Source organism: Paenibacillus algorifonticola (assembly GCF_000971975.1).
Classification (GTDB): domain Bacteria; phylum Bacillota; class Bacilli; order Paenibacillales; family Paenibacillaceae; genus Pristimantibacillus; species Pristimantibacillus algorifonticola.
Genome location: NZ_LAQO01000025.1, coordinates 1 through 20,572 on the forward strand (window position 1 = coordinate 1; position 20,572 = coordinate 20,572).

18 protein-coding genes are annotated in these 20,572 nt (G+C 49.1%); 4 read left to right on the top strand and 14 right to left on the bottom strand.

All coding sequences use genetic code 11. From position 1 onward, the window contains the following. Positions 1–103: 103 nt before the first annotated feature. The 4 genes from ppnP to WH37_RS24490 form a co-directional block, all read right to left on the bottom strand. Positions 104–421, bottom strand: coding sequence for a pyrimidine/purine nucleoside phosphorylase (ppnP, locus tag WH37_RS24475; RefSeq protein WP_046233271.1), 318 nt, complete (start codon positions 419–421; stop codon positions 104–106). Between the two features lie 30 nt (positions 422–451). Continuing rightward, positions 452–2,470 carry a transketolase gene (tkt, locus tag WH37_RS24480; protein ID WP_046233272.1) on the bottom strand — a complete coding sequence of 673 codons (2,019 nt, stop codon included), beginning with the start codon at positions 2,468–2,470 and terminating at the stop codon, positions 452–454. Between the two features lie 413 nt (positions 2,471–2,883). Then, positions 2,884–3,774, bottom strand: a complete 891-nt coding sequence (purU, locus tag WH37_RS24485) for a formyltetrahydrofolate deformylase (RefSeq protein WP_046233273.1) — start codon at positions 3,772–3,774, stop codon at positions 2,884–2,886. 65 nt (positions 3,775–3,839) lie between these two features. Then, on the bottom strand, positions 3,840–4,958 hold the full coding sequence (locus WH37_RS24490) for a deoxyribonuclease IV (RefSeq protein ID WP_046233274.1): 1,119 nt from the start codon (positions 4,956–4,958) through the stop codon (positions 3,840–3,842). Positions 4,959–5,060: 102 nt separating this feature from the next. Here WH37_RS24490 and WH37_RS24495 point away from each other — a divergent pair, with 102 nt between their 5' ends. The 3 genes from WH37_RS24495 (at position 5,061) to WH37_RS24505 (ending at position 7,077) form a co-directional block, all read left to right on the top strand. Beyond that, positions 5,061–5,498, top strand: a complete 438-nt coding sequence (locus WH37_RS24495) for a DUF2621 family protein (RefSeq protein ID WP_046233275.1) — start codon at positions 5,061–5,063, stop codon at positions 5,496–5,498. A 163-nt stretch (positions 5,499–5,661) separates the two neighbouring features. Then, positions 5,662–6,153, top strand: coding sequence for an RAD23 family protein (locus WH37_RS24500; RefSeq protein WP_046233276.1), 492 nt, complete (start codon positions 5,662–5,664; stop codon positions 6,151–6,153). 18 nt (positions 6,154–6,171) lie between these two features. Then, the gene (locus WH37_RS24505) at positions 6,172–7,077 is read left to right on the top strand and encodes a TIGR01777 family oxidoreductase (protein ID WP_046233277.1); all 906 of its coding nucleotides are present in this window, start codon (positions 6,172–6,174) and stop codon (positions 7,075–7,077) included. Positions 7,078–7,088: 11 nt separating this feature from the next. Here the strand turns inward: WH37_RS24505 and WH37_RS24510 are convergent, their stop codons facing one another. From WH37_RS24510 to WH37_RS24555, 10 genes are all read right to left on the bottom strand, one after another. Next, positions 7,089–8,687, bottom strand: coding sequence for a DUF6382 domain-containing protein (locus WH37_RS24510; protein ID WP_046233278.1), 1,599 nt, complete (start codon positions 8,685–8,687; stop codon positions 7,089–7,091). Between the two features lie 74 nt (positions 8,688–8,761). Then, positions 8,762–9,274, bottom strand: a complete 513-nt coding sequence (locus WH37_RS24515; protein WP_046233279.1) for an A24 family peptidase — start codon at positions 9,272–9,274, stop codon at positions 8,762–8,764. Between the two features lie 39 nt (positions 9,275–9,313). Then, positions 9,314–10,264, bottom strand: a complete 951-nt coding sequence (locus tag WH37_RS24520; protein ID WP_082110989.1) for a TadE/TadG family type IV pilus assembly protein — start codon at positions 10,262–10,264, stop codon at positions 9,314–9,316. Further along, the gene (locus WH37_RS24525) at positions 10,230–12,506 is read right to left on the bottom strand and encodes a TadE/TadG family type IV pilus assembly protein (protein ID WP_143088614.1); all 2,277 of its coding nucleotides are present in this window, start codon (positions 12,504–12,506) and stop codon (positions 10,230–10,232) included. Before WH37_RS24525 ends, WH37_RS24520 begins: the two co-directional genes overlap by 35 nt. Positions 12,507–12,518: 12 nt before the next feature. Then, entirely contained in the window at positions 12,519–13,250 is a 732-nt protein-coding gene (locus WH37_RS24530) for a TadE/TadG family type IV pilus assembly protein (RefSeq protein WP_046233282.1), read from the bottom strand. After that, positions 13,222–13,407, bottom strand: coding sequence for a Flp1 family type IVb pilin (locus WH37_RS24535; protein WP_046233283.1), 186 nt, complete (start codon positions 13,405–13,407; stop codon positions 13,222–13,224). Before WH37_RS24535 ends, WH37_RS24530 begins: the two co-directional genes overlap by 29 nt. Before the next feature lie 41 nt (positions 13,408–13,448). After that, complete coding sequence (locus WH37_RS24540; RefSeq protein ID WP_052737186.1) at positions 13,449–14,315, bottom strand: type II secretion system F family protein; 867 nt, start codon at positions 14,313–14,315, stop codon at positions 13,449–13,451. A gap of 12 nt (positions 14,316–14,327) precedes the next feature. After that, positions 14,328–15,239 (bottom strand): type II secretion system F family protein, encoded by a 912-nt coding sequence (locus WH37_RS24545; protein WP_143088615.1) that lies wholly within the window; start codon positions 15,237–15,239, stop codon positions 14,328–14,330. Continuing rightward, complete coding sequence (locus tag WH37_RS24550; protein WP_046233375.1) at positions 15,163–16,458, bottom strand: TadA family conjugal transfer-associated ATPase; 1,296 nt, start codon at positions 16,456–16,458, stop codon at positions 15,163–15,165. Before WH37_RS24550 ends, WH37_RS24545 begins: the two co-directional genes overlap by 77 nt. 1 nt (position 16,459) lies before the next feature. Further along, on the bottom strand, positions 16,460–17,635 hold the full coding sequence (locus tag WH37_RS24555; protein ID WP_046233284.1) for a P-loop NTPase family protein: 1,176 nt from the start codon (positions 17,633–17,635) through the stop codon (positions 16,460–16,462). A gap of 379 nt (positions 17,636–18,014) precedes the next feature. Between WH37_RS24555 and WH37_RS24560 the strand changes: the two genes are divergently transcribed. Continuing rightward, positions 18,015–20,510, top strand: coding sequence for a right-handed parallel beta-helix repeat-containing protein (locus WH37_RS24560; protein WP_046233285.1), 2,496 nt, complete (start codon positions 18,015–18,017; stop codon positions 20,508–20,510). The last annotated feature ends 62 nt before the right edge of the window (positions 20,511–20,572 follow it).

A 20,572-nucleotide genomic window follows, 5' to 3' on the forward strand; every position in this document is an offset into this window, starting at 1 on the left:
ATGAAAAAACTCCCCTTACAGTAACAGGTTTTATTATTTCACCTGTCTACCGTATGGGGAGCATATCACTATGCGAAGCAGCCCTTCCCTTGATTTTTGAATCCTATTCGTAAATGTACGAGCAGCAGTAGTCCGCTACAGTCGCTACTTGAAGCTTGAATTTCGTGTTGGCAGGCACAGTGAATTCGCCTTTGCCTTGAATGTGCAGCCATTCCGTCTCGCCTGGAAGCAGCACTTTCAGATCACCAGCAAGAATTTCCATAATTTCTACGCAGTCCGTACCGAACTCGTAGTCGCCTGGCAGCATAATGCCGAGCGTTTTTTTCGTGCCGTCCGCGAACAATACAGCGCGGCTTGTTACTTTACCGTCAAAATAAACGTTAGCTTCTTTGACGACCGTTACATTTTCAAATTGAGACATGATGGGTATAATCTCCTTCTATTTCGAAAATTAAAGTACGGATTTCACTTTGCTTACAACGTTCTCAACCGTAAAGCCATATTCAGCAATGACGCGGTCGCCAGGAGCCGAAGCGCCGAAACGGTCGATACCGATAATCGTGCCTTGATCGCCAACATAACGCTCCCAGCCGAATGGGGAAGCCATTTCGATAGCAACGCGAGCTTTAACTTCAGGAAGCAATACAGAATCTTTGTAAGCTTTGTCCTGCTTCTCGAACAGATCCCAGCTCGGAAGGCTGACAACGCGAACTTGAATGCCTTCTTCTGCAAGAGCTTTCTGAGCAGCAACAGCCAGTTGAACCTCGGAGCCTGTAGCAATGATTTGCGCTTGCGGCTTGCCGTCTTTCGCATCGGATACAACGTATCCGCCGCGGCGGATGCCTTCGCGAGCGTTATCTACAGTGCCTTCAAGAATCGGCAGGTTTTGGCGAGTCAGAACAAGCGCTACTGGATTGCTTGTGTTCTCCAGAGCATAAGCCCATGCTGCGGAAGTTTCGTTGCCGTCAGCTGGACGGATAACCGTCAGATCAGGAATGATGCGGATCGAAGCAAGCTGCTCGATTGGCTCATGTGTAGGACCGTCTTCGCCAACAGCAATACTGTCATGCGTAAGTACGTATACGACAGGAAGCTTCATCAGAGCTGCCAGACGAATAGCTGGACGCAGGTAGTCGGTAAATACGAAGAACGTACCGCCGAATACTTTCAGACCTGTATGAAGGGCAATACCGTTCATTGCAGCTGCCATACCAAACTCACGAACGCCGAAATAAATATTGCGGCCATCGTAGCTGCCTGGCTTGAACACTGGCAAGCCTTTCAGGTGAGTCATAGTCGAGCTTTCAAGGTCAGCGGAGCCGCCAACAAGGCTAGGAACATTTTTCGCTAGGCCGTTCAGGGCATTACCGGAAGCTACGCGAGTCGATACAGGCTTGTCTTCTGTTGTGTAAACAGGGAGGTCTGCATCCCAGCCAGCTGGCAATGAACCGGAAGTTGCGATTTCGAATTGAGCAGCAAGCTCAGGATTCGCTTTTTTATATTCAGCAAACAAAGCATCCCATTTCGCATTGGACTCTTCGCCTTGCTTCTTCACTTCTGCGAAGTGTGCGCGAACTTCGTCTGGTACGAAAAATTGATTGTCTTCTTCCCATCCGTAGAACTGCTTAGTCAGCTTCGTTTCTTCAGCGCCCAGCGGCGATCCGTGAGGACCTGCATGTCCGCCTTTGCCGCCTTTGTTCGGGCTGCCGTAACCGATAACGGTCTTCACTTCGATCAAAGTCGGTTTTGCATGGTCTGTTTGCGCTTCAGCAACCGCTTTGGACAATGCATCCAGATCGTTGCCGTCTTCTACGCGAAGCACTTGCCAGCCGTAACCTTCAAAACGCTTCTGAACGCTCTCCGAGAAGGACAGGCTCAGTTCGCCGTCAAGGGAAATATCATTCGAATCATATAGTACAACCAGTTTGCCCAGCTGCATGTGACCAGCCATGGAAGCCGCTTCATGCGAAATACCTTCCATCAAATCGCCGTCGCCACAAATGGCATAAGTATAATGGTCGATTACGTTAAAGCCTTCTTTATTGTAAGTAGCGGCAAGCTGTGCTTCTGCAAGCGCCATACCAACGCCCATTGCTACGCCTTGACCCAGTGGACCAGTCGTTGCATCAACGCCAGCTGTGTGGCCAAACTCAGGGTGGCCCGGAGTCAGGGAGCCCCATTGACGGAAGTTTTTCAGTTCCTCAATTGGAAGATCGTAGCCGGAGAGGTGCAGCAGGCTGTAAAGCAGCATGGAGCCGTGTCCTGCAGAAAGTACGAAACGGTCGCGGTTTACCCAAGTCGGGTTAGCCGGGTTGTGAACCATGTTTTTAGCGAAAAGCTGATAACCCATTGGAGCTGCACCCATTGGCATGCCTGGGTGTCCAGATTTTGCTTTCTCAATCGCATCGATCGCAAGCGTACGGATCGTATCAATCGAAAGCTGGTCAACTGATTTTTGAGTAACTGTCATTAGCTTGTTTCCTCCTAAAATCCATTCTGGTCTTCTTGTTTTAAGTGTTGCTCTCTCTTTAGAAGCATGGCAAGGTGAAACGGCTTTCGCTGTCCTCTGGCGGCGCGGCGCGTTTCATTCCGAGAAATATAGAGAAAGGATGAGAAAATCATATCCTTTCCTATATTTCAAGCGCAAACGGCTGAAGCCATCCTTTGGCGGCAAAGCTTCCGTTTCGCGATGAAATATAAGCCCATTTATAAGTGTGAAACTTATAAATTCTTATATTTTGAAAAAGAGCTTTCCTGCGGAAAGCCTGCATTTTTCAACATGCTTATAGGTCGTGCGCAATTGAACACAATGGCTTTGAACATTGTAACACCCGCCAGAGCAGTTTGCCTATTAAAAAATATTGATAAATAACCGCGAAAAGCCTAATTAAATACGACCGTCTTGTTATGATGAACGATAATCCGGTCCTCAATATGCCATTTAACTGCACGGGCAAGAACGACACGCTCAATCGTGCGGCCAATCCGCTTCAAGTCATCCACATTGTCTCTATGGCTGACCCGCTGAACGTCCTGTTCAATAATCGGACCGCCATCCAGCTCCTCTGTAACATAATGCGCAGTCGCGCCAATGATTTTCACGCCGCGCTGGTAAGCCTGTGCGTACGGCTTGCCGCCAACGAAAGCAGGTAAAAAGGAATGGTGAATATTAATGATGCGATTCGGGAACTGCTCGATAAATTTCGGCGAAATAATTTGCATGTAACGGGCAAGCACGATGATATCCGCTTTATCCGCAACAACCTCCATCTGCTTGCGCTCCGCTTCCGCTTTCGTATCCGCAGTAACCGGAATGTGGTGATAAGGAATGCCGAAGCCTTCCACCATATCGCGCATATCCGGATGGTTGCTGACGACCATGGCAATATCGGCGTCAAGATCGCCGGCTTTCCATTGCCACAACAGTTCCATCAAGCAATGATCTTCTTTGGAAACGAAGATCGCCAGGCGCTTCTTGCGGCTTGCACGGAACGTATGCCATTTCATATCGAAACGATCGGCAACACGGGCAAAATCCTCCACTAATACGGGAAGCTCCTTGTCGAGGTCAGCCAAATCGAACTCAAAGCGGATAAAAAACATTCCACCCTCCGGGTTCATTGTGTACTGGTCGGACTGCACAATATTCGCCCCATGCTCATACAGAAAATGGGATACGGCTGCCACGATTCCGGAACGGTCTGGGCAGGAAATGAGCATGCGAGCCCGTCCGCTCTTGGCGGACGGCTGCTGCGATATAGATGGCGATGACATTTAGTTCAAACTTCCTTCCTTCAACTATTATCTTCATTATATTCATCATTTATAAATCTTTATATTTAGAGCACTGCTTTTCCTGCAAACCATGCTGTAATCCGTTGATTAATTTGCTCTTCCGTCAGTGCCGCCGACAATATGCCGCCTTCGATAACGAGGTCGTAAATCCGCTCCATTGGCTCGCGCGGATCAGCTTTTCTTGCTTTGGCATCTGCCTTAAGCAGTTCCCATGTCGATAGTACGAATGCACGGTCAATGCCTTGCGGAGCAAAAAACTGCTGGAGCTTCGCAACATCCTCCAGGAAGCTGTCGCCAAACCGCTGCTGAATTTCTCCGCGAAGCAAGGCGATTTCTACTTCATACATCGGACGCTCCGTTTTCGCATCCTTGCCGATCCATGGCGTCTCCAATACGAATGGACGCCCTTTGAGTGCCTCATGATGGACAATGGATTGAATGGCATCATAACCCAAATATCCCGAGCCTATCGGCGTATGACGGTCCTTTGCTGCTCCACGCGGGTTTTTGCTGTCATTCACGTGTACAACTGCGACTCTATTAAGCCCTACCAGCTTGTCAAACTTGTCCAATACGCCGTCCAAATCATCAACGAGATCGTAGCCCGCATCATGCATATGGCAAGTATCCATACAAATGGTCAGGCGATTGTTGCTTTGAACCTTATCAATAATCGCTGCCAGTTCTTCAAAGCTGCGGCCGATTTCCGTTCCTTTGCCAGCCATCGTCTCAAGCGCAATATTGACATTCGTTTCCTTCGTGCCTTCCAGCACTGCATTCAGCCCTTCGGCAATACGGCTGATGCCATATTCAGCATCCTTGTCGGTGTAAGCGCCTGGGTGCAGCACGATGTTCTGCACACCAGTGGCAGCGGTACGGCGGATTTCCTCCTGCAAAAATTCAACAGCCAAGTTATAGGTGCTGTCCTTGTAAGAGCCGAGATTGACGATATACGGTGCATGAACAACAATCTCATCAATACCTGCTGTTTGCATTAAAGCTTTGCCTTCTTCAATATATAGCGTGTCAATCGGCTTTCTTCGCGTATTCTGCGGTGCGCCGGTATAAATCATGAATGTGCTGGAACCATAAGAAATGGCCTCCGTTGCTGCTGTCTGCAGCCCTTTGTCCGAAAATGAAACATGGGAACCGATTTTCAACATCGTTATATAACGCCCCTTTCGGTTTATCACACCTATTTTACAAGGAATGTCGAAATAAATCTAGGAATACGCTATAATTCATCCATGAGGTGAAAATTGGATATGAAATCAGCTCCTGATTGGTTTATGTATTTCATCATTTTCTGGGCGATCGTCATGGTCGTTTTCATGGCAATCGGCGGGTTCTTTATGTTCCGCAAGTTTTTGAAGGTGCTCCCTCAGCGGGATGGCAAGTCAAAGCTCGATTGGCAAAATTATTGGGTGGACAGAAGCCGCAGCATGTGGACCGCGGAGTCCAAGCTTTTTCTTGATGAGCTGGTCGCGCCTGTCCCATCTGCGTTCCGAGATATAGCGAAACACTCCATAGCTGCGAAAATCGGTCAAGTGGCTATTGAATATGAAGCTAAAGAGGTCACACGAGCACATTGTGTAGAAGGATACATACGAGCTACACCCAAAAGAGACTACAAAGTACTCGTTACCTTTCTCGAGAAGCAAGGCATTGATTACAGCCCCTTCAAGCATTTGCTCAACAAATAGCGCTTCTTGTTTTTTCATTCACGATTAGCCTGGCGTTGGCTGTTTAACGAGTCTTCCGTCCGTGTAAGAACATGTACGAGCACGGCGACGGCTCGCTCTGATCTCTTTTTTTTGGAACCTATTGCGATCAGATTTCGTTTATATTGCCAGGAGGTGCTTCACAATGACAAAAAATAATAAAACCAAAAAAAGCAGCTTGATGGTGACGAGCTCCCTATTAGTAGCAATTATGCTCGCAACCGCCGCTTGCTCAAGCAATAGCAATAACGCTCCCGCTGCATCCAGCAGCCCGGTTGCCACAGGCGAGCAGCCAGCTACCGTATCGCCAACGCCAGAGGAAAGCGCGGCACCATCACCGAGTGATGGTGGAAGCGTAACAGAGCCTGGCGAAGCGTCGCCAGAAAGCAGTCCAGGCACAGACACACCGTCCGCTAACCCAGATCTGAAAACCGGAGAAGGCGTGTTCAACGGTATTATCGACACTCACTCCATAGAAGTAGACACACCAAGCGGCACCATCGTTTTGCAAATTAATGATGAGCTACTTGATGTCATTAATTCGCTGCCAGAGAAAAGTAAAATTAAATACCAGTATGTTGAAAAAGATTTAGACGGCTTCACACAAATGTGGGCGGAGAAAATCGAGAAACAATAATCGAAAGCTGGTGGATGCATGCGGATCGCGGTAGCTGGTGGTACTGGTTTTGTCGGACAAGCATTGGTCAAGGCTCTTCTGGAGCGGCGTGATGAAGTATGGATCATTTCGCGCTCTGGACGAGGCCAAAACTCGCCTGTAGGAAAAGGTCTCCATTATGTAACATGGAGCGAGCTTGCCGAGCATCCACAAAAGCTGGAGGGAATTGACGCCATCATTAACCTTGCTGGCGAATCCATCAATCAAAGATGGACCGCGCAAGCCAAGCAGCGGATTCTAAGCTCCAGACTAACTGCTACCGCACGCATCGCCCAAATCGTCCAAGCTCTAAAAGGCAAACCGAAGGTTGTCGTTAATGCTTCAGGCATTTCAGCCTATGGGCTGTCAACTACCGAAACCTTTGATGAGTACAGCCCAACTGCCGTAACAGACTTTTTGTCAGAAGTGGTCAAGCAATGGGAAAAAGCTGCTGACGCGATTAAGGTAGAACGTCTGATCAAGCTAAGAGTAGGCGTCGTCTTGAACAAAACAGGCGGCGCTTTCCCATTAATGGCTCTGCCCTATAAGTTATTTGGCGGTGGACGAATGGGCAGCGGGCAGCAATGGATATCTTGGATTCATTTGGAGGACATTGTCCGCCTCATCATCTTTTGTGTGGATCAGCCGAATGTGAGTGGGCCTGTTAACGCTTCTGCTCCAGAGCCTGTTACGAATGACAGCTTTGGAAGAGCGATCGGCAAAGCGATGCATCGGCCCCATTGGTTTCCTGTTCCCGCTTTTATCATGAAGGCTGCGGTCGGCGAGCTTGCAACGCTGCTGCTCGATGGACAGCGAGCCCTTCCACGTGTCGCATTGGACAATGGATTTACTTTCCGTTATCCAACTGTCGAGAGCGCTATGCAGCATATGTATAACAAGTCCTAAGCCTGCTTTTTTCATTGGCTTCCTTGCTTCAATTCATATTTAGGACCATTTACTCCAGCTAGCTGGACGATGTCTCCTACTGAAAAAGGATAGGCTTTGTAAGCAATCATCGTTTGTCCGTTCAGCATGCTTCCGTTCCGGGAGCCAAGATCTTTTATAAAGCAGCCTTTGTCGTCTCTATAGCATTCAAGGTGCAGGCGGGATATTCCCTGCGCTTCGTCACCATAGCTGACCTGTTCGCCTATGCGGCCAATTGTAAATCGGCCTTTCTCCCAAACGAGCCTCTGTCCTTGCCCTTCCCATTCCCTGTGGAGTGAGAACTCGCTATCGGCAGCAGGCTTTTTGTTATGCTGTCCTAGCAGCACCGTTGCTTCCTCTCTTCTAGCTAGGACAGTTTGTGAGGAAACTGTCTTTTTAAACGGGGACACGGCTTCCTCTAATTCAAAGGCTGATTTAGGGTGACGAACGTCCTCTTCCCATTTTTGATTTATTCCTCTAAAACGTGAATAGCTAAACTCTTCTTCTATGTTCTCTTCCTTTATGATCTCTTCTTCTACTAATTCCGATTCAGCAATTACGTTTTTTTTGAGCCATATGGCTAGAAGTCCCGCCACACCGATAAGTGATAAACCTAGACATATGAACAGCATGCTGCTGGAAGGAGCCGCTAAATAAATATAGCGCCATATACAAGCAACTACTACAATGATCACCACGCTTATTAGCCATTTTCCTTTCCGAACTGGTGCAGCCTCCTCCTCATTAAAGCTATACTGTGGTAGAGGCTCAGCTTCTATTTCCCAATTGCCCGCGGCAAAAAAACGCTCATTTATAGAATCGTCCATATTCGTTTCGCTTTTCTTCATCACAACGCTATCGCGGCTCAACTCGCCAGCTTCTCCGTAATGATTAGAGCTGCTATGATCGGCAGGCTTGTTCGGCCTAATAATGCCAGAAATACTAGTACTGCCAGCATCATCTGGCTTGCTTGTGCTTGATGCGGTGGCAGGAAGGCGATACGTACCCTCATACATTTTGCTAATGCGTTCCAGCAATTGAGAACGAATCGTGCTGACCGTAGCATCTTCTCTGCTTAACAAACGTAAAATATGCTGAAACTCCTCGCCATTTATTTCTTCTATATAAGAAGACCAGCGTACTGCCAGAGCTAGCAGGGAGTTCGTACAGCTTGGAGCAGCTTGGCCTGAACTAATTTGTTTTAAAGGCATATACACGAGAAAAATATCGCTTAGCTGCTCGCCGACAAATATATATGACTCTTCCAGCAGGCAGCCTTCAGGGCGAAGCATATAATGCCGACATTCATCCAGCGCCTCTATAATACCAAGCAGCACGGCATAAAACTTCTCCATCGTCAGCGATTGTATCTGCAAGCGATGAAGCAGCAATTTTTTGCCGCTTATTCGATATCTGAACGTAATGAGCCCATCCAGCTCAAACCATTCCATTGGCAGCATATGTGGAATCGAGTCGCCTTGCAGCATTTGAAGCTCTACATCGTCAAGCTCCTGCCTGCGTATTCCTCCCTCACGATCCATAATTAACTCATGACCGCGATTCATCGCATAATCTACAATAAAGTTCCCCATCGGTTCTCCCCCTTTGCTTGCAGCTCGATTTTTTATGAACAGCTTAACCGAGTTGAACATGCATGCTGCCAGTCTTATGTAAGCATGAGCCACGCGGTTAATGCCCCGGGTACTACTGCAAGCATAAATGGAAATGTGGTTCCTCCCGCTGCCCAGCCTCCAAGCTCCTTGCGTCTCGGCTCTGTGCCTCGGTGCAATAGCAGCAGCAAGCCACTAAACATCCTTCTGCTAAAAGGTCTATTAAACAGGACAAGCAGCACGCCAATTAAGCCTGCATATAAAATGGCATACATCATCATTTGCAGCACCGTATTTGCGCCAACCCACGTACCCAAGGCAGCGAACAGCTTAACATCCCCTGCGCCAATCCCTCTTGCCATATGCAAAATGAACAGCGGCACAAAGCCCGCAGCCGCCCCGACTAACCCAGTCCATAACCCGCTCCAGCCGCCAACGATAGTCTGATATAAGCAGCCAGCTGCAAAAAAAGACACGGTCAAACGATTAGGGATAAGCATGGAACGCAAATCTGTCAGTAACGCAGCAATGAGCAGCACGGCTGCCGCTGCAAACGGTATTGTGAGCATAAGACTCTATCTCCCTTCTCCTTGCAGATTTCCACATTTCTAATTCGTTTTTTTCTCAACCTGAAAATGCATGGATGCTTGCTGATCGCCCACCCCAGCGGTCAGCTCCCACATGCCTGGCGTCGTATTGCCCGATACGAGCCATGTCCACTGCACAAATCCGTCGCTGCCCGCTGTCGCCTCGCCAAGATGCTTGGCCTGGCTTTGCCCACTTTTGTATATCACCTTTAATGAAGCAGTCGCTCCCGGCTTTGTGAGCACAATAGCCGTAGCTTTGTGGCCTGGCCTTAGCGGCACAGGCGATATCGATACAATTTGTAGCGGAATATGGTCGGGATCATTTTGCGCTGCTGTATCTTGCGCCGCCGCAGCGTCGCTGATCCATACCCGCTCTGAAGCCTGCTCTCTTAAAATCAGCTTTTGCTTCATGAAAGGAAGCTGCATTGGAAATTCATATTCCGCTTCGATAATCAGATAAGGCTGCTGCTTATTTTTCAAATCCGGCAGCGACAGCCTTGAAAGCTTGATTCTATCTTTTTCCAGCACGGCCTCGTCTGCATGTTGACGGAGCAGCGGTTCTATCGCTCCTCGTCCAAGCTCCGTTGCAGCCATATTTATAAGCGGCGTCCAATCGCCGCTTAGTGCAGAGGAAGCTAGTGTCCCTGCCGGATCAGGCAGCCACTTCGCAGCATCAGATGCCGCCGAGCCCCAATCAGCGAGCGGCATTTGTGCGGCACTAAATTCCGGCATTGATGCAGAAACTTTCTGATAGGTTAACTCTACAGGATATATATGTGCGGCAATTTGCCGGGCGGATTGCGAGGCTGCCGCTTGAAGCGCCATTTGGAGTGCGCACACACGTATAAAAATAATGAATGCCATCAGCACAAGCAGGAGCATCGGCATAACTAGCGCTGCTTCCATAACGATGCTGCCGCGCTCCCCCTTTCGGCAATCAGTATGACCAGCCAATCGTCTGCGTCGTTTCATAGCGGCCACTTGTCACCCTTCCCTGCAATAATCCGTAGCTTCCTAGCAGTTGCATAACGCCAGGCAAAAACCACAGCTGTGCGGATGTCCGCACTTCTCCTGTTACAGCTGTGGAAACACCAGACAGAGTAACCCCGCTATTTTGCTCAATGACCGCAATCATTCTGGACATGACTGCTTCTTTGTTGATCCCGCCATGCAGAAGCATAAAAAGTCGCAAATAATCGGTGTATGCGATTTCCACATTTACATATTTAGATAACGGGGCTGATCCCCGATCAGCAAATGCGAGCATGTCTTCCATCGTCTTCTCCAGACCGTAAATAAGCGAGCAAGATAAAATCAAGAGGGGATGTCCAGCAGGGCGGCAAGTAGACAAGCCTTCCATAGTGCGAATAGCCATGCGTACGCTAAACAGCTCACCATAAGCTGCTGCGACATTGCCTATGCGATTATGAAAACCATAAATCACATATTCGGCTTCTTGATTATGAAAGGTCAGCGCCTGCGAAAGCTCAGCGGTATCCCCATTTTCAAGCATCGTCTTCAGTTGCTGTGGGGCAAAAACAGAATATCGCTGCAATACATATTCACCCAAATATACGGTATCTCTAGCCTGCTCCAACATATCGGCTACCCCGCCGAACAAACCATTAGACAGCGCAGCAGAAGCTTCTGCCTGCGCATGAGCATCCTCACTAAACGTTTTTGTTTCAGCATTAGAGCCTTGCGCAGCGGCTGCATTAAATTGCAAATTTCCTTTGTAGCGCTCTTCCAGCTGATTAAATATTGCCTGCTGTTCTTCTGAACCAGCCACGCTTTGAAAACCCTCCAGCATATTGCCTGCCTGTTTCCATAGCGAACCTAGCTGCTTTTCTTGCTCTTTGCGCTGCTTCTCGACCCCCTCATTGGCTAACTCCTGCTGACGCTTGACAATGATAGTACCTGGCTGAACATACAGACTTGCATATTGTCCATACAGCATAGTCATTTTCGCTGTTCCAGTGTGGAGTACGGTTGTGTAACGATCTACTGAGTCAAGCAGCAGCGTATAAGCTGAGGTGAATCCACTCGCTTCATTATGAAAAGCTGTATACGACTGTGCCTGTTCATCCAATTCGGCTCCATATTCAGTGAACCAAGCGTCTGGTAAAATCAGCTGATCCGCTGTCTTTTGTATATCCTGCAGTTCAGAGGCCGTTCCGGACGGCAAAGTATGCGAATCGGAGCCTACGACTTGTTTGCTAGACACACGGTCATATCCGCTATAGGAGGAAGACTGTCTCGACTTGCTTTCAATCCGCCGCATTTCCTCATTCAGCAGCCTTGCTTGCTCCAGCTCGTCCTTTGCCGTGCTCTGCAGCTCTATATGTTCGCGCATCACCTTAGCGTTCAGTTTCTTGAGCTCATTAATCAGCGTGATTGCTTCTGATTTATATTCCGCTCTTTCCTGCGTATATTTGGGTGCTTTGCCTGCGGCTATTAATTGCTCGTCAATGATGACCCAGCCCGCGTATTCCTCGTAACGCCCGGCAAGTGATGAAGCTGTCCCATCTCCTGCACTTGAGAAATCCGGCTCCCCATAAGGAAGCAGTGCGTTCAAGCTGCTTGTTCCCAGTTCCTCAGCCGACTGCTTTTGCACAGCCAATATACGAGCGAGGCTCGCTTGGCGTTTGTCATAAAGCTTGCGCAGCTGCTCCAGCAAGTCCACTGTCACCGCAGACTCCTTCATCGCCTCCGACATGGGAGCAAACTTTGAAGCCAGCTCCAGCGTAAAATCAATCGGTGCCTTATACTTCATCTCTTCCAGCACCTGCCTTTCAAACACCTTATGGCTGCCCAATACCGCAGCCTGATCCGTATGTGAATGAACCACTTTAGCATCAATTGGCCTAGAAAAAGCAGCGGATGACGCACTACTCTCCACATTCGCTTTTACAACCTCGCTATAAATCGTATCTCCACTCGTTCCGCCTCGCCCAAATAATCCGTATTGCTCATAAAGCTGACTATCGAAGGCTGATAATACGGATCTTACACCTGCTCTCGCTGCATCCTCGGTTATTTTATGGAGAGCTGCTATTCTTGCGTAATCAATAAGGATGGACATGAACAGCAAAAGCGACGACAGTACCATAGCGGAAAATATAGTGACTGCACCGTCACTCCGCCACAGCCATTTGCGTAAACAGCTTTTCCTAGCAAAATGCTGACTCAACCTTCCAGCTCGGCTTTCTTTCATTTCCGCCTCCATTCAACGGATCCTTGCTTTGCTATTGCTGTTTTGTTTGCTGTAATTGGATAGTGCCTGACTAGCCTGTTCCTTCCCGCCGCCCTGAGGACTTCCGGCAAATTTAGCCGTATAATATCTAACCAAATCAACGCCGCGAATAAAATCGACTGGATCGGTAACCGGGCTGGAAGCAACCGTCTTAGGCTCCCGAATGCCTAATACACGCTCAAGCGGCTCAAGCGACACAGGCTGTAAAAGCTTTGTCTCAATATGGCGCTGAATGACCGTACGATGGTAGCCAATGCTCCCCTCAAAAGGAAGGCCTTGCTCAGAATCAATCCACCCTGCAGCCGCGGCCATTTTTTGTTCAGGCAAGCTATCCCCTACCGCCCCTTGCAAAGGCAAAGCCAGCTGCGCATCCGCTGATTCGCCGCCTAAGCCAAACAAAGAGCTGAGCATCCGATCCTCATTCATTCGCCAGTATAGGCCGTCGTATTCCCCTTCGGGCAATAGGCCCGTATGCGGATTACGGAAGCTATTATCCCAACCAAAGGCCGTCCGCTCCGTCGTAACGGAGGCGGAATAATAAAGCACAGTCTTCTGGTACATGTACATCCCAAGCAGGAGAAACAACAAAATAACAGTGAGCAGCAGTGGGAACACAAGCGTTGATTCCAGCGTAAAGCTCCCCTGCTCCCCCAGCAGCCACTTGCGACCAAGCAGCTTAAGAGAAAATTTTGTCTGCTTGGTCATCGGCCTTGCCCATTAAACGCTCAATGAGTTCTATAATCCAATCCTTGAACAGCAATGCAATAATAATGACGACGGCAATGATTAAAATGATTTCCAGCGTGCCTAAACCGCTCTCCGATTTCCAAAATCTTTTCCATACATTTTTTACTGTTGTCATCGATCCAGCTTCCTCTCTATTTTCAATTGCCCCGTTAAAGCTTAAGACATTAACAGCATTGCGGGAGCAGCGACAAAAACCATCAACACAAGCAAAATGCCAACCAACGGAAAAACAAGCTTGGAGGAGGCCTCCTCGCCGCGCGCACGCGCAACGGCCTTGCGTTTCTCCCAAAGCGTATAAGACAGCTCTCGCAGCGCCAGTACAAAATGCTCCCCGCCCCGGCGATAATTCAGCAGCAGCACCGTCGTAAAAATCGAAACCTCCTGCACCGCACAGCTGCGATTGAATTTCTCTGCCGCCGTACTAAACGACTCGCCATTGTGCAGGGAATATACGACTTTGTTCCATTCTTTATACAGCGGATGCTGCGTAGTATCCTTGCCTTCAAGGCAGCGCCCAATCGCCTGCAAGGCGGTTTCGCCCGCTCCGACCAAAAGCATTAGCTTGCTGATCATTTCCGGCAGCTCCAAAATAATTTCCTGCTTGCGCTGCTTAATCAGCTTCCCTGCTTCCAGCAGCTGGCGCACAGGAAGCAGCAAGCCAAGCAACGCACCCATTGCCAGCAGCAGCGGTTCGCCTGCTGCGCAAGCCAGCCAAGCGCAGCCCATCATCGCGGCATACCCGTAACCAGCAGCGCCGCCAAGCTGCTCTTTCGTCTGCTGCAGCTGCCACCGGATTCCCCGCAAAATAACGAGTTTTGCGTGATAGCTGCTAAGTGAAAGTGCCATGTACTCATACAAGCGGCTTCTTTCCAACAGCTCGCTGAACGGCTCAATGAAAAGCAAATGCTTTAAAGCATCCTGGTTGCGTTTTATTTGGCGGGATGCAGCCGAGATCGTTCGGAGTCGCTTGCCACCGATAATAAATAGCCATGCCACCATGAGCATAATCGGAATTGCTATCATTTGCGTCCGCTCCTATACTCGAATGCTCATTATTGTATGAATAAACCAAAAACATATTAACAATGCACCCAGGCCAATCGTCAGCAGCAGATAGCCCATTCCCCCATATAAAGGCGCCATATAATCAGGAGCCATTAGGTTCAAAAATCCTAGAAATATAAAGGGAATCGCCATCATAATGCGTGCCTCAAAGCGTTTTTGTGCTAGCAGCACCATAATATCCTGCTGGATTTCCAGCTTTTCGCCAATCGTCTGCGACGTTCGCTTCATCACCTCTACCAAATCGCCTCCCGAGCGCTTGCAGGCAGCAAACACATCAACGAATTGAACGATATCTTCTACATGGGAGCGAGCTGCTAAACTTCGCAGTGCCTGCTCCAGCGGCTCCGCATGCTCAAGACGATGCTTGACGATTTGGAACTCCAGCAGCAGCTCCGTTCTTGGGTCAGGATAGAGCAGCTTTAAATCATCCAGCGTAGCAATAAAGGCGTTCTCCACCGATCTTCCTGCCGCAAGACAGGATGTCAGCGAATAGAGCGCCTCCTTGAATTGCAGCTTCAGCCGCTCCTTGCGACGCGCAATTAATAAAGCTTTGTAATAACGGGGCGTGCATAATCCCAATCCGGCAGCGATGAGACAAACCAGAAGGGAATGGTACACCGTATATAAAGCTGCAAAAACAGCTGCATAACCGATGAATGTTGCCAATGCAAACTCGCGATAAGACAGCATATAGCTATCATAATTCGTTAAATATCCAGTCTTGGCTGGCTGCCTGCTGGCATTGCTCCCGTTCCCTTCTTCGCCTTTGCCACCTTCGTGCTCAAGACCGCACCAGGAAAGCGCTCTAGTGAGCAGCGATGGCTTGGCCTTCCCTGTACTCTTGGCTTTCTTGGCTTTCTCGGCTTTCTCGGCTTTCTCCATGATGCTCCTCCTCCAGTGTCAGACCTGCCATATGCAGCTTGTCCTTATGAAGGAGTACATGACCAGTACGCTTTAAAGCTCCTAGCACCTTTCCGTTCTTCTCCCCCTCCTCTTCAAAACGATACAAGGAGCGAATCTCGATTTCCCCGCCAGCTATGCCGGCAATTTCACATATTTCCGTTACACGGCGCGTACGGTCGCGGAACCTTGAGAGATGAATGACAATATCCAGAGCAGAAACAATTTGCTGCCGAATGACCTGAACGGGTAAATCAGCTGCCCCAAGCGCCATCGTCTCCAGCCTTGCCATCATGTCGCGCGCACTGTTGCTATGACCTGTTGACATGCTGCCTGAGTGTCCGGTATTCATCGCTTGCAGCATATCCAGCGTTTCCGCTCCCCTTACCTCTCCAACGATGATTCGATTCGGACGCATTCGCAGCGATGCGCGAATGAGATCGCGAACCGTAATTTCACCTTTTCCCTCGGTGTTTGCATTGCGCGTCTCCAGCGATACCAGATTGGCGACGCTGCGAATTTGCAGCTCAGCAGAATCTTCAATGGTTATAACTCGCTCATTAGCTGGTATGAACTGCGATAAGGCATTCAGAAAAGTTGTCTTGCCGGTCCCCGTCCCGCCGCTAATAAAAATATTGTATTGCGCTGCGGTCAGATGCTGCAGAAAGCTTGCTGCCTCAGCGGTTAAAGCGCCCGCCTCAACGAGCAGCTCCATCGTCATCGGGCGCTCAGGAAATTTACGTATCGTCATCGCTGGTCCGCGCAAGGCTACAGGCGGCAGCACAACATGGACGCGAGAGCCATCCTTGAGACGGGCATCAACAATGGGCGAAGACTCGTTCACGACACGATTGACACCTGCAACGACAGCCTGTATCAAGTCCTCCAGCCTCTCCTTGCTTTCAAAGGCAGCTGGCAGTTGAGTCATCGTTCCGCCCCGTTCAATAAAAATCTCGCCGTGATGGTTAATCATAATTTCAGTAACTGCCGGATCATCCATCAGTGGCTGCAAAATGTCCAAGCCCCGAAAGGAATGAAACAGCCTCCGCACCAACTGGACCTTCTCCGTCGCCGTAAGCGGATATCCGCTGCTGCAATAGTCGAATACCGTCTGCTCCACGTTTCGCGTCAGCTCTTCATCCGTTACAGCACCGCTGAAATCAAGCTGTGATCTAATCTGATCTCTTAATACAAGCACCATCTCATCGGTTAGCAATCCGAATACCTCCCTCACTCACCAATTGCTGGAACAACCGCTCCACGGCTGCCTTATACAATGGCGATGCAGCAACTGCCGCCGGCGATGGACTCCCTTCAGCAGCTTCAGGCAGCGCTGCGGCAATCGAACGGCTTCCATTTCGCAGCTTAATCGTAAACATATCTGGAGGCCTCCCCTCTGCTTCATCACCTCCGGCTGGCGCAATACGGCGGTTAACAACAAGTCGGATGCGGCGGCTAAGCGACTGAAAATCTTCTTTCCACCTGCGTTCTGCGTAGCCAAACGCCAGCTCTGTCTTCCGCTGAATGGATGGGTCATCGGTAACCAGCCACAAAACCAAGCTGCTCTGCCCGCAAATCTCCAGCTCGATCTCCCCAATCCCATCCTGCAAATCGATTAAAATGAGATCATATTGCCTTGAAGCACGCAGCAGTTCCACCATCGCCGCTGCATCCGCCGGCAACAGGCTGTAACGATCCTCCTCATTGTCGCAGGGCAAAATAAAATCGGCTTTCAGCGCCGGGTGGCGCTTGCGATGCTGCGAAAGCCACGCTCCTGCCTTATCTGGCTCAGCCTTCAGATGATAGAGAAGCTGTGACATCCCTTCTCCCTCGGGCAGCACGCGCTGGTCTTCCGCTCCCAGCCAAACTTCAAGGGCGCTCCAGCGCTCCAGCGTCAAATAAAAGACGCGGCAGCCATGCTTGGCAGCTGTATTCGCCAGCTTGAGCGCAAGTGCTGTCTTGCCAACTCCGCCAGATGCCGAGCCGATAGCAATAACTGACGCTCCACCCTCACTGCTTGCATTATCTGCGCTCGACCGGACTGCGCCATGCAGAGCCGCCAAGCTCTGCAATAGCTCCGGGAGCGGCTGATATTGCAGCAGCTCAGCATCATACTGAGCATATTGCCCCTTGGCAGCTACGAATGCCGCCACGGGCACACCAGCGGGCAGGTGTGGAGATGCAGCAGCCAGTATCGCAGGCTGGGCCGCGATTAAATCAACGGCATAACCTCCCTTGAGAAACTGGATGAGAGAGGCCGGGTTCGTAAAAGCCGTGAGCTGCCACTGCTCGCCGAACGGGCTATCCCTCACATATTCCGCGAGCCTTCTTGCATACTCCAGCTCGCTTACCGCAACAGCTAATTGATAACGCACCATTAAATCCTCCTTCTACAGCAAAGCTTCAACCCGCAATCTGAGTTCAGACAACGCAAAAAAGCACCGTAAAGGCGCAGTTTACCTGCGGTCCTTTACGGTGCTTCCGTAGTCGTCCAATTTAAGATTGAGAAAAATTTATCACGTTTAAGTATGCACTGTCAACTGATTTTTTCTGAAAATCCCCAGCAAGGCGCTAGCCATCCTTTGATCGTATATTTCCTCTCATCGAGAGTAAAGAACAAGGACATAAGCGCATAACTTAAACAATCAAACCTATAAAATTCACCTTGTAATACAAATATAATATCAGATTCGGGCAATCACCTAGGACGTTAACGCCGCAAAATTCTTATTATAAACAAAGGAGGCGAATAAACCTGTGACAACGAATAAAACACCTAATTTGAGTTTATCGGATTGCGTTGGTACAGATGGCGTTGCGCGTACAGAGATGAATGTGAACTTTGAATCGATTGATGCAGAATTTGCCCAACGCGGCACGAATCTCCTTTGGAAAGACGCTGACCCTACAGGAGCAACGGATAGCTCAGCCGCTCTGCTCAGCGCTATTGTAGAAGATTCCGATACCATCATCGTCCCAAAAGGAATATATGCGCTTCACTCCAGCGTGTCGATACCCGCCACTAAAAGGCTTGTTTTCGATCAAAATGCCCGCTTTCGTCCTAAAAAAAATATAACACTTACGGTAAATGGCCCTGTCGATGCGGACGCTTTCGATTGGATTTTCGATTTGACATTGGGTGGAAAAATCGCTGGCTATATAAAAATTGACACGATTTATCCCCAGTGGTTTGGCGCGAAAGCCGATAACATGACCAATGACTATTTGGCCATTCAAAATGCCGAGGATATAGCAAGCACGAGCACGGCTACCGTCGTTTTCGCTGGGGAGTTCGCCATCAGCGCCTCCATTATCAAAAAATCAAACTCCCACTGGTTCGGCTATAAGGCTAAGCTTCGGAGAATAGACAATGCCGATCCCAGTGGCATGGGCTTTACTCTTGTCTACGCTCCAGAGAATACGAGAACCTGGTCCATTAGAGGCATGGAATTTGAAGCCATCGACCATGGCACCAGGCTCCTTAAAAATATTAAAACAGGCTTCTCTCCTTCCAAAAACAACTCCTGCATTGATGCTTATCACTCTCATGATTGGTATATCAAAGACTGCGTATTTAGAAAATTTTCCCAGGGCATTATTTATCGCGGCTGCAGCAATTTTGTCATTAAAGATAATTCCTTTTATTCCGATACTGGAAAAACAATCGCTTCCATGCTTGACGGGACGTACCAGCCTTTTGGAACGTATGCCTACACGGGTGCCATTGTTTTCGGACATTTAGGAGCTTCGCCTGAACCCCGCAAAGCCAGCAATTTCATGATTTCGGACAATTACATGGAGGTCATGGGACTCGATCTCGGTATTGACGCGCTTGCACAAACGTACGATGAGAATCCATGCATCATTTCACGCAATATTATTTTGGGGGCGCAATGCTCCATACAGGTGTATAGGGGGAGCTATGCCGATCCGCTGACGGCGGAAACGTATAGAGGAAATATTCAAATTGACTTGAATCGCCTCTATGCTTCATGGGAGCAAGCCATTTATATTCGAGGTACGAACAGCATCGTCGTATCCAACAATTATATTGAATATGCAGCGCAAAAGCCGGGAGGCAACGCAGATGGAGCAGGTTCTTCCGTCGGAGCAATCGTAACGAGGGTGAACCCTTTCAAAACAGAGCCGCATTCGCCACTGCCCTCGGATCAGGTTGGCATTGATATTTTCAACAATCGCATTGTGAATCCTGGAAGAAACAATCATACGATTGACGGAGCCATTCATATCAAAATCCCGAACTGCCGTGTCGTCAACAATGATATTATTCGGGAAAAAGTAAAGTTTCCAAATCTTGCGCCTGGCCCCGCGATTATCGTCGATAATAGTGAGTCCCTGCTGAATGCTGATATTCGCGGCAACCGGATTGATTATTTTCAAACGGGGATTTTGTGGGCGGGCAGCCCAAAAGAGCATACCGAGGTAGAGAAATCCTCCATTGAAGGGAATATCATTAAAAATTGTGCCGGTGAAGCCATTACACTGGATACATTTCGGGTAAGCGGCACCTTGATTCGTTCCAATCGGATGCATAATTGTACGCTTGGCCTATCCGTGCGCAACTCCCCCTATACGACGGTTGAAGACAATCATTTTAACCGCTGCACCAAAGGCATCGAGCTTCGTCCCGGCAACCTCGCCAGCGACTATATTCCGCTCAAAAGCGGAAAAACGTATACGGGCGTAGACACAGGCCTTGCTGGAGGCGGTACGATTATTGTACGAAACAACGATTTTGTCGATGTCGACACGCCTCATCTAACAACCGGCACGACGGGAAATGATTTTTATTTTCATGGTCGCTGCGCGTTATGGGAAGGGGATCGTATCAATAGCAGGCCGCTCTTTCCGAATCAGTTTGCCGCAGCTGTTCCTTCCGCCACCTATACAGCCCGAATATGGCATAAGCATGACCGTATTCAAAGCACCACGCTTGCCAGTGGACAGGTGTATGAAAAAATTTGCATTCAGCCTGGCATGTATGGCAAAGCTCCAACTAAGCCGCTGACCTGCACGGTGACTAATGGCTCAGCGATTGCGACAAACGTAACTAGCGTTGCCAATATAGGCCGGGGGCAATATTTACTCGTAGGCGACAGCGTCAAATATGTGCTTGCCGTCGATTACAATACCAATCGAATTACATTTGACAGTGTATTTACCGCTTCCGCATCCTCTGTCGCCATTGCACTTAGTCCACCACAGTTTGTCAATCTGATCGTATGCCCTTAACTGAACAAGCAAAAATAAGCGCTATATAAGCTCTCTTCATGTCGTCAGCCAGCCCAACAGGC

Bases quoted from the DNA above. Each gene is read 5' to 3' on its own strand.
- ppnP (WP_046233271.1), bottom strand. From the start codon at position 421: ATGTCTCAATTTGAAAATGTAACGGTCGTCAAAGAAGCTAACGTTTAT.
- tkt (WP_046233272.1), bottom strand. From the start codon at position 2,470: ATGACAGTTACTCAAAAATCAGTTGACCAGCTTTCGATTGATACGATC.
- purU (WP_046233273.1), bottom strand. From the start codon at position 3,774: ATGTCATCGCCATCTATATCGCAGCAGCCGTCCGCCAAGAGCGGACGG.
- WH37_RS24490 (WP_046233274.1), bottom strand. From the start codon at position 4,958: ATGTTGAAAATCGGTTCCCATGTTTCATTTTCGGACAAAGGGCTGCAG.
- WH37_RS24495 (WP_046233275.1), top strand. From the start codon at position 5,061: ATGAAATCAGCTCCTGATTGGTTTATGTATTTCATCATTTTCTGGGCG.
- WH37_RS24500 (WP_046233276.1), top strand. From the start codon at position 5,662: ATGACAAAAAATAATAAAACCAAAAAAAGCAGCTTGATGGTGACGAGC.
- WH37_RS24505 (WP_046233277.1), top strand. From the start codon at position 6,172: ATGCGGATCGCGGTAGCTGGTGGTACTGGTTTTGTCGGACAAGCATTG.
- WH37_RS24510 (WP_046233278.1), bottom strand. From the start codon at position 8,687: ATGGGGAACTTTATTGTAGATTATGCGATGAATCGCGGTCATGAGTTA.
- WH37_RS24515 (WP_046233279.1), bottom strand. From the start codon at position 9,274: ATGCTCACAATACCGTTTGCAGCGGCAGCCGTGCTGCTCATTGCTGCG.
- WH37_RS24520 (WP_082110989.1), bottom strand. From the start codon at position 10,264: ATGAAACGACGCAGACGATTGGCTGGTCATACTGATTGCCGAAAGGGG.
- WH37_RS24525 (WP_143088614.1), bottom strand. From the start codon at position 12,506: ATGAAAGAAAGCCGAGCTGGAAGGTTGAGTCAGCATTTTGCTAGGAAA.
- WH37_RS24530 (WP_046233282.1), bottom strand. From the start codon at position 13,250: ATGACCAAGCAGACAAAATTTTCTCTTAAGCTGCTTGGTCGCAAGTGG.
- WH37_RS24535 (WP_046233283.1), bottom strand. From the start codon at position 13,407: ATGACAACAGTAAAAAATGTATGGAAAAGATTTTGGAAATCGGAGAGC.
- WH37_RS24540 (WP_052737186.1), bottom strand. From the start codon at position 14,315: ATGATAGCAATTCCGATTATGCTCATGGTGGCATGGCTATTTATTATC.
- WH37_RS24545 (WP_143088615.1), bottom strand. From the start codon at position 15,239: ATGGAGAAAGCCGAGAAAGCCGAGAAAGCCAAGAAAGCCAAGAGTACA.
- WH37_RS24550 (WP_046233375.1), bottom strand. From the start codon at position 16,458: ATGGTGCTTGTATTAAGAGATCAGATTAGATCACAGCTTGATTTCAGC.
- WH37_RS24555 (WP_046233284.1), bottom strand. From the start codon at position 17,635: ATGGTGCGTTATCAATTAGCTGTTGCGGTAAGCGAGCTGGAGTATGCA.